This is a genomic window from Gaiella sp. (assembly GCF_039915195.1).
Classification (GTDB): Bacteria; Actinomycetota; Thermoleophilia; order Gaiellales; family Gaiellaceae; genus Gaiella.
On record NZ_JBDSNT010000138.1, the window covers coordinates 1 to 8,486 of the forward strand.

The following is an 8,486-nucleotide window of genomic DNA, read 5'->3' on the forward strand; positions in this document are numbered from 1 at the left end:
TCAACACGCTCACCCTCGATCGAGCCGAAGAGCAGCTCGTAGTAGGCGCGCTGGGACGCCGCGTCGTCGAGCGCTCCGACCGGAGACGGGATCACCTCGTGCACCGCGCCGTCCAGCAACGTGCTCAAGTGCTCGAACCGCTCGCCGATCTGCCCGATGAGAGCAAGCGACGCCTACAAGCCGCCCTCGCCCTCACGATCGGCAGCGATTCGCTCGTGATCATGAAGGACGTCTGCCGCCTCGAGGACGACGAGGCGCTGGCCGTTCTCCGTTGGGCGGCCATCGCAATCCTTCGCGCCGGCCTCGCGGAGGAGGCGACAGCCCTCCGCCTCGAGCCGACCCAATCAAGCAGCGCGTGAGCCAGGATTTCGGGTCCCATGCCGACCGATGGCTCCAATCTCGTCGCAGACCGGGTTGTCGGACCGGCGAGCTGCGGATTCGAGCCCTGTCGCGGCGGTGCAAGCCGACCCCGAGCTGAACCCGCCGGTGCAGGACGGCTGCACGATCCAGTCGCCGGACGCACTACGTGACGACGCGACCGTAGACCTTCGGGAGAACGCGGGGCGGTGCCGACCTCTCTCGGCGCCGCCCTACGGGCAACGAAAAGGGGGCCACCGCCGAGGCCCCCTCTTCGATGGCCCATCAGAGATGAACCGGTATCTCCCGACCTCCGCGTCCGCCGCACCGTCGCGTTCCGTCGAGGTAGCCGCATCGTGCATCGTCGCCCGAGAGAGCGCACTCACCCCTTGGGAGTTGACTCGTCCCTCGGACGGGGTTGACGGCAGCGGTTGACGTCTCGCGCCGGCGCGGAATCCGCTGATTTGCGAGAGTTCGAGCATGAACCCCGCTGACCCTCACCCCGCCTCGGCTTACCTGGGACAGGCGACCGCGGCGGAGATCGCCGCCGATCTCGTTTTGGGCCGCACCACCTCGGTCGCCGTCACGCATGCACTTCTCGATCGGATCGCTGCAGTCGACGGCCCCGGCGAGATCAACCTCCGGGCCGTCCTCGCGCTTGCCCCTGATGCGCTCGCCGTCGCCGAACAGCTCGATGCAGAGCGCGCGACCGGCCGCGTCCGCGGTCCGTTGCACGGAGTGCCAGTGCTGGTCAAAGACAACATCGAGGCCGTCGGACTCCCGGGCTCAGCAGGGTCCCTGGCGCTCGCCGATCGCACCGTTGGCCGCGACGCGCCGCTCGTTGCGCGCCTGCGCGAGGCCGGGCTCGTCGTGCTCGGCGCGACGAACCTGTCCGAGTGGGCGAACATCCGCTCTTCGCGCTCGACGAGTGGCTGGTCTGCGGTGGGAGGTCTGACCGGCAACCCGTGGGCGCTCGATCGCAGCGCGGGTGGGTCATCCTCGGGGTCGGGGGCGGCCGTGGCGGGCGGGCTCTCGCCGCTCGCGGTGGGCACCGAAACCGACGGGTCGATCACGTGCCCGAGCTCGCTCAACGGCTGCGTTGGTCTCAAGCCAACCGTAGGACTTCTCCCTACCGAGGGGATCGTGCCGATCAGCGGCAGCCAGGACGCGCCGGGGCCTATGAGCCGCACGGTGCACGATGCCGCCCTCCTGCTCGATGCTCTCGCAGGCACTACCCGTTACGGCGGGGTCTGCGGCACCGTGTCGCTCCACGAGACGACGCTCGGTGCCGCAGACGCCTGGCTCAGTGGCCACCCTGCGACAGACGCGCTCTTCACGGAGACGCTCGCGACGCTCCGCGGCCGCGGGACGACGGTGACAAACGTGGACGTCACGCCTCCAGGCGCATTCGGTACCGATGAGCTCGTCGTCCTCCTCGCCGAGCTCCAGACCGATCTCGACGCGTATCTCGCGGCACGGCCGGGCGACGGCCCTGCGTCGCTGGCCGACGTCGTCGCCTTCAACCGCGAGCACGCGGACGCCGAGCTCGCGCACTACGGGCAGGAGCTCTTCGAGCAGGCGCTGACGACCGGGGGACGCGGCGCACCGGAGTACGCGGAGGCGCGTGCCCGCAACCTCGAACAGGTACTCGGCCGTTGCCTCGAGCCCGCCTTCTCGGGGGCCGACGCGCCGGATCTCCTTATCGCACCTGCGTACGCGCCCGCCTGGAAGAGCGACCTCGTCAACGGCGACGCATCGATCGGCGGAGGACTCGCGAGCGCCGCGCCGTCGATCGCTGGTTGGCCGGTGCTCTGTATCCCGATGGGCCTCGCTGACGGTCTCCCCGTCGGCCTCGTCCTGATCGGGCAGGCCTATGCCGAGGAGAAGCTGCTCGCGATCGGCCATGCCGTCGAGGAGGCCCTTGGCCTCCGTGCCGCCGGTGTGCTGATGCCAGCCTGGAGGCCCGCGGCGCGCGGTTGAAAGGCCGATAGTCGTCCCGAGCGCACGCGCGGCGAGAGGCTCTCGGTTCGAACGGGGTCGTTCAGTTCTCGTCGACGCCGGCGGCGACGGGCACGCCCGCGGCTTCGAGGCGCTGCAAGCGCCAGTCCAAGCGAGTGGCGATCTTCTCCATTTGCTCGAGCATCTTCTCGCGGCTCTGCGCGCGCAGTTGATCCGCCTTGTCGAGTCGGGTGAGAATCCCTGAAGTCTCGACGACCGGCGCTGCGGGTAGCGTCTGCGCCGGGCCTGGAACCGGCAGATGGCCAGTTTGCTGGGCCATGACGATCGCCGACAGCTGATCGAGACGAGTGCCTAGTTCGTCGAGCCGCTGCATGACGCCCTTCGAGCCCGCGAGGTCCGAGACGGTCTTTTCGTGGTAGGCGAGGCGCATGCGCAGGCCCTCGACACCGATCCTCAGCCGATCGAGCTCCACCGGAGTGTGCTCGGTCTCAGCGTCCGGCGCACCGGGTGCGGAGGCGTGCATCGGGCCCGTGACGATGAGCGCTGCGAGCTCGGAAACACGCTCCTGGAGAGCCGCCCGTTCGGTCGCCCAGGACGTTGCAGTCTTCGCAAGCTCGGCACGCACTACGTCGCGATCCGTCTCGATCTGCTCGATTCGGTGAGCGAGGTCGTCGACGTTCTCGACGAGTTCGACAGCCACCTTGGTTTCGGCCTCGTCCCCGAGTGCTGGTAGATCCTGATCGCCCAATGTCGCGAGGCCCTGATCGACGCGCGCCTCGAGAGACGCGAGCTCGGACGTCCACGTCTCGGCTAGGGCAGCGAGGTCAGCTACCGCGCCACGCTCGTCCTCCATCCGCGCCAGGCGATCTGCCAGCTCGTCCACGAGCCTGCCGACATCCGCGGTGGGTGAAACCTCTGCCGTGATCGAGGCTGCGATCTCGTCGAGTCTGATCTCGAGCGCGGCGCGTTCCTCCGCCCACGACGACTCGACGTAGGTGGCGTCGGTCGCGACGGCCTGCCGGTCGTGCTCGAGCCGCTCGAGGCGGACTGCGAGTGTCGTCAGAGCGCGACTCATCTCATCGGCGCCACGCTCGGCAGTCGAGGCGGCGAACGTCGTCAGATCGTCCATCCGCCGCTCCAGATCCGCGCGACGTGCTTCCCACTCTGCGGTTACCTCGAGCACTTCGGCGTGTCGCCGCACGACCGCCGCCGCAAGCGCCTCCACTTCCTCCGAGCCCCGCGCTGCCGACGACGACGCGAACGCCGAGAGCGAGTCCATCCGGGCCTCGAGCGCGACTCCGCGCGCCTCGAGCGCTCTCGTCGCCTCGACGACCTCGTGATGCTCCTGCGCAACGGCTGCCGCGAGCGAAGTGACCTCGTTACGCAGGTCGAGCCCGAGCTGCTCGGTCGCACCGGCCGTTTCGGCAAGCGCCGACTCGAGTAACGCGAGGTGCGAGCCCAGCGCCTCCGTACGGGCATCCGTCTCGGCCCCCGTAGACGTGGCTCCCGCCGGAGCTGCGGCGATGGCATCGATCTCGGAGCGCAGCTGCGTCGCGACGCTCTCGATCCGCAGGCTGACCTCGTCGATTCTGCTGTCGAGACCCGCGATCTCCCTCTCACGACCCGCAACACGCCCCGCTGTCTCGCTGACGATCCCGGACAGGGTGCCAACACGTGATCCGAGGGCCTCGACAGAGTTGAGCAGACTGCTCATCCGGTCGGAGAGCATCGGGTCGACATCGTGTTTCGACTTGACCGTCTCCAGATCGCCGCGCATGGCCTGCAAGGCGCCCTCGGTTCTCGCAAGTGCCTCTTCGCTACGCCGCTCGAGCTTCGACAGGGCCTCAGAGCTACGCTGCTGGAAGGTCGAGAGTTCGCCGTCCGTCGCGGCCAGCCGGCCCGCCGTCGCGGTTGCTGTCTCCGCGAGGAAGTCGACGCGGTCGACGAGCACGCCAACCTTGTTCGCGACCCGGGCCTCGAGGGCCGCATCCGGGGGTTGGGCCGGCGGCGCCTTGAGCGCCTGCTCCGCCTGCTGCGAGACGGTTTCGAGCCGTCTCTGGATCTCGGCGAACCGCGCCTCCGCCCGGCTGTCCTGCTCCGCCAACGCGTCGGCGAGCTCCGACGTCCTGTTCTGCTCCCCAACCATGCGTCCGGAGGTCGATCGTACGACCTCGCCGAGCGTGTCTATTCGTCCTGCTAGCTCTGTGATCGTCTCACGAAGCGGATCGGATGCCGCCGCCGCGATCGAATCGGACCGGTTCGGCTGGTCGGCAAGGAACCCGCGCAAGGCGTCGATCTCGCCGCGCAGGGCAGCGAGATCGGCCGACGTCTGATCGCACGCCTGCCCCGTCAGCTCCTGCAGCCGACGGTCGAGCGCCGAAACCTGGCCGCGGTTCGCAGCAATTCCACCGGTCGCTTCGCGCACCATCGCCGCAAGCGTGTCGACCCGCTCGGTGAGTACATCGAGCGACTCTCGCAGGCCGTCGGACTCGGTTCGCTTGTCAGCGCTCATACGCGGCACCGTCGGGTCCTAGTCGAAGCCGGCGTCTCCCGACACCGAGCACGAAAGACGCCGCAGGCCGCACCACGCAGCAGATCAACCGCCGGTCATTCCGGGAACGATTCTGCCCAGGATGAGAATTGATCGCCGACACCACGACGTTTATCGCACATTCGGATCGCCTTGGAACTCCCTCGTCCGAGGGTTTCTACGCAGCAAGACCGGTCACCGTTTGGCGGATAGCGCCTATCCTTACGGGCCCAGGGCGGTTAGCTCAGTTGGTAGAGCACCTCGTTTACACCGAGGGGGTCGGCGGTTCGAGCCCGTCACCGCCCATTGGCGTGCGGCGTAAGCCTCTGCCGGGTGACGCCGACGCTCAGGCCAGCGAGCACCGGCCCTCACCTCGAGCACGAGCCCGCCTTGATCGACATTGCAAGCAGATGCTTTCTTGGCGAGGAGTTCATCACGCAGCTCGGGGGGACGGCCGGCCGTCGTCTCCCCACGTCGGTCTTGGCGTCGACGACTCCCTCGACGGAGCCGGGCTAGCCGTCCTCCCAGGAGTCGTTCCGGGTCGAGGCGGACTGCTCACTCGCGGGCGCAGGTTTGCCTGGCTCTTCCGCGGGGGAGACTCGGGGGACGCTCCGATCCAGGACGCCGTCTTGTCGTGCACCGACAATCGATGTGAAGGAGCCGCAGCAATGGCTACAGAAGAGGATAGGCAAGAGGAGCGCGACCGTCTGGGCAACGAACCGTTGCACGCACCGGAGCGTTCCGGTTCACGTGAGATCGAGGAGCAACTCGAGAGCGCCAACGACTATCAGGCGCCCCTCGACGACAGAGGGCATGAAGAGAGCGCGCCCGCCGATTCCACAAACGATGAGCCAGAGGATCCCGACCTGCGCGAGTCGCAACGGTAGAAGCCGGGCCGGTCCGGACGCGGCGTTATCGCCGAGAGGTTCGCGGTCGAAGGTTGGGCGACGACGACCTCGCCCTGGCGCGACCACGATCAGATCGAGAGAGCACTCGATTCGGAGCGCTTCTCGCCACTGCCATCGGAGCACCTCCCTGTGGTTCCGTGAGGTGCGCTTCGAGAGAAGTTTACGTTCGGGGTTCGAGCTCGAGCGCGCAGGAGTTGATGCAGTAGCGCTGCCCCGTCGGTCCCGGCCCGTCCGGGAAGACGTGGCCGAGGTGGCCGCCACAGGCTGCACAGGTGACCTCTGTCCTGATCATCCCGTAGCTCGTGTCGTCGTGGGTCTCGACGCTCTCGAGCGACGCAGGCTCGACGAAGCTCGGCCAGCCGGAGCCCGAGTCGAACTTCGCGTCGGAGCGGAAGACCTCTGTCCCACACCCGGCGCAGCGGTAGGTGCCGGGGGTCTTTTCGTCCGTGTACGCCCCCGTGAACGCTCGCTCGGTTCCCTTCTGGCGCAGCACGGCGTACTGCTCGGGAGTGAGGCGGGCACGCCACTCGGCATCGGTCAGCTGTGTGTTCTCATCCATGCTCATGACCGTACCGTCAAAGTTGGGCTCGTGGCGTTACAGGACGACGAGCGCGACGGCGACGAACTGCACGGACGCCGCGGCGACGACGAGCGCGTGGAAGATCTCGTGGTACCCGAAGGTGGCGGGAAACGGATTCGGCCGGTGCGTCGCGTACACGATCGCGCCGACGGTGTAGAGAACGCCGCCGATCATCACGAGGACCGAACCCGGCAGGCCGACGCCCGAGAGCATCTGGGGGATCGTGATCACGCCGACCCAGCCGACGGCGATGTACGCGAGCACCGACACCCACTTCGGAGCGTCGAGCCAGAAGAAGTTGAGAACGACGCCGAGTGCGGCGCCGAACCAGACGGTCGCGAGCACGATCCAGCTGATCGCTCCCTTGAAGGCGAGCAGTGCGAAGGGGGTGTAGGTCCCGGCGATGAAGAGAAAGATCGTCGAGTGGTCGAGACGTCGTGCCCAGACGCGCCGCGCCGCCGTCTTGAACGGATAGCGATGGTAGAGCGCGCTCGCGCCGAACATCGCGACGAGGGCCATGCCGTAGACCCAGGCCGCGAACCGTGGCAGCGCACCGTCCGCGAGAACGACCAGAACGAAGCCGGCGACGATCGCAACGAAGAACGCCCAGAGATGCGACACCCCCCGGAAACGAGGCTTCTCCAGAATCGTCACATCTGCATTGTGCCTGGTCGCCGGGGGGCGTTCGCTCGCCGTCGCCGCAATCGTTCGCAGCACGTGGCCCCACTCGCACCGAGATCCGGCGACCGTTGCCTACACTCCTCCCGGGGCCGTTAGCTCAGTTGGTAGAGCAGGGGACTTTTAATCCCAAGGTCGCTGGTTCGATCCCAGCACGGCCCACTACGACAACCCTGTAACTACGCGGTTTTCTGTTGTCCTTGTTGTATTGAACGACGTACGTATGCGCGTACGCTCACTCAGCTTGTTGCAGCTGGTTGCAGTTCGTTGCAGCATGTTCAAGAGGATTCATTGTCCTCGTCGCCGAACTGGCCGCCGCGGACATGACCGCGCTTTATTCAACACTGAGCGGCCTCGACCTCCCGCGTGACAGGTCGCGGAAGGTTGAAACGGAGCGTCCATGCGGGCAGAAGTGGCAAGTTTTATTAGCAAAAAACTTGACACAAATAGGTATCGCTGGCTACGTTCTTGTTGTGAATGCCGCCAAGATACAGAAGTCGCGTCGGAGTGCTTCTGCGACCGTCCGCGAGCGCATCGCTCGGGGAGGCCAGCGGCTTTGGAAGCACTCGGACTTTGCTGACCTTCCGTCCGGAGCGGTTGCACAGGCTCTCTCGCGATTTGCCAAGGAAGGGATCCTTCAGCGGGTTGCCAAGGGCGTCTACTACCACTCGGAACCCACATCGTTCGGGCCTAGCATCCCTAGCTCGGATGCTGTTGCCGCAGAGACGTTCAATGCTCCTGTTCACCCATCGGGACTCTCGGCGGCGAACGTTCTTGGACTGAGCACACAGAACCCGCGTCGCGGCGAGTTCGCGACGCACGCCGCCGCGGCGCCCCGCGCGCTCAGAAACGCGCTTGTTCACACCGGGCGTCCGCTGACGCGCACTGAGCTCACGACTGAGGAGGGTGCGATCCTCGAGTTCCTTCGTCAGCGCGGTGTCTACAGCGATCTTCCGCCAGATGCCACCGCGGAGCGTCTCCGCCGACTCCTCGCTGACGATGAACGCTTTCGACGTCTTGTCCGTGCGGCTCAGTCGGAGCCCCCTCGCGTGCGAGCCATGCTTGGCGCGCTCGGTGAGGAACTTCACAAGTCGCCGAAACTACTCGGTCAGTTGAGACATGGCCTTAATCCGCTGAGCCGCTTCGACTTCGGCCGGCTCGAGTCGCTGCGCTACGCCCGAGAGTGGCAGGCCAAGTGAGGCTTTTCGAACGCGAAGAATTCGAACAGGCGATCCTGCAAGCAGCGAGACGTCTCGGAGTCAGCGAGCAGTTCGTCGAGAAGGACTACTACGTCACCGAGATCCTGCGGATCGTTGTCGAGCAACTCGACGACAAGGCCGTGTTCAAAGGTGGCACAAGCCTCTCGAAGGGATGGGGTCTCATCAACCGCTTCTCGGAAGACATCGACCTCTTCGTCAACCGAGATATGTTCGAGTCACGACCCGGTGGCAACAAGACGGACCGGATCCTCAAG

At 66.6% G+C, this 8,486-nt stretch carries 8 protein-coding genes and 2 tRNA genes; 6 read left to right on the plus strand and 4 right to left on the minus strand.

Going from position 1 to position 8,486, the window contains the following annotated elements:
- The first annotated feature begins 128 nt into the window (after nucleotides 1–128).
- Nucleotides 129–359 (plus strand): hypothetical protein, encoded by a 231-nt coding sequence (locus ABIR74_RS12675; RefSeq protein ID WP_348178684.1) that lies wholly within the window; start codon nucleotides 129–131, stop codon nucleotides 357–359.
- A gap of 478 nt (nucleotides 360–837) precedes the next feature.
- Nucleotides 838–2,337 carry an amidase family protein gene (locus tag ABIR74_RS12680; protein ID WP_348178686.1) on the plus strand — a complete coding sequence of 500 codons (1,500 nt, stop codon included), beginning with the start codon at nucleotides 838–840 and terminating at the stop codon, nucleotides 2,335–2,337.
- A gap of 61 nt (nucleotides 2,338–2,398) precedes the next feature.
- Here ABIR74_RS12680 and ABIR74_RS12685 read toward each other — a convergent pair whose 3' ends face one another.
- Nucleotides 2,399–4,828: a hypothetical protein gene (locus ABIR74_RS12685; protein WP_348178688.1), complete on the minus strand. Its 2,430-nt coding sequence runs from the start codon at nucleotides 4,826–4,828 to the stop codon at nucleotides 2,399–2,401.
- 251 nt (nucleotides 4,829–5,079) lie between these two features.
- Between ABIR74_RS12685 and ABIR74_RS12690 the strand changes: the two genes are divergently transcribed.
- Nucleotides 5,080–5,152, plus strand: a tRNA-Val gene (locus ABIR74_RS12690).
- Nucleotides 5,153–5,592: 440 nt separating this feature from the next.
- Here the strand turns inward: ABIR74_RS12690 and ABIR74_RS12695 are convergent.
- From ABIR74_RS12695 to ABIR74_RS12705, 3 genes are all read right to left on the minus strand, one after another.
- Nucleotides 5,593–5,727: a hypothetical protein gene (locus ABIR74_RS12695; RefSeq protein WP_348178690.1), complete on the minus strand. Its 135-nt coding sequence runs from the start codon at nucleotides 5,725–5,727 to the stop codon at nucleotides 5,593–5,595.
- A 187-nt stretch (nucleotides 5,728–5,914) separates the two neighbouring features.
- Nucleotides 5,915–6,313 carry a peptide-methionine (R)-S-oxide reductase MsrB gene (gene msrB / locus ABIR74_RS12700; RefSeq protein WP_348178692.1) on the minus strand — a complete coding sequence of 133 codons (399 nt, stop codon included), beginning with the start codon at nucleotides 6,311–6,313 and terminating at the stop codon, nucleotides 5,915–5,917.
- Between the two features lie 36 nt (nucleotides 6,314–6,349).
- Nucleotides 6,350–6,988, minus strand: coding sequence for a hemolysin III family protein (locus ABIR74_RS12705; RefSeq protein WP_348178694.1), 639 nt, complete (start codon nucleotides 6,986–6,988; stop codon nucleotides 6,350–6,352).
- Between the two features lie 113 nt (nucleotides 6,989–7,101).
- On the opposite strand from ABIR74_RS12705, the gene ABIR74_RS12710 reads away from it, so the two are divergent.
- From ABIR74_RS12710 to ABIR74_RS12720, 3 genes are all read left to right on the plus strand, one after another.
- Nucleotides 7,102–7,174, plus strand: a tRNA-Lys gene (locus tag ABIR74_RS12710).
- Nucleotides 7,175–7,269: 95 nt separating this feature from the next.
- Nucleotides 7,270–8,211 carry a DUF6088 family protein gene (locus ABIR74_RS12715; RefSeq protein ID WP_348178696.1) on the plus strand — a complete coding sequence of 314 codons (942 nt, stop codon included), beginning with the start codon at nucleotides 7,270–7,272 and terminating at the stop codon, nucleotides 8,209–8,211.
- A partial coding sequence (locus ABIR74_RS12720; RefSeq protein ID WP_348178698.1) for a nucleotidyl transferase AbiEii/AbiGii toxin family protein occupies nucleotides 8,208–8,486 on the plus strand: 279 nt, incomplete at its 3' end. The genes ABIR74_RS12715 and ABIR74_RS12720, both read left to right, overlap by 4 nt.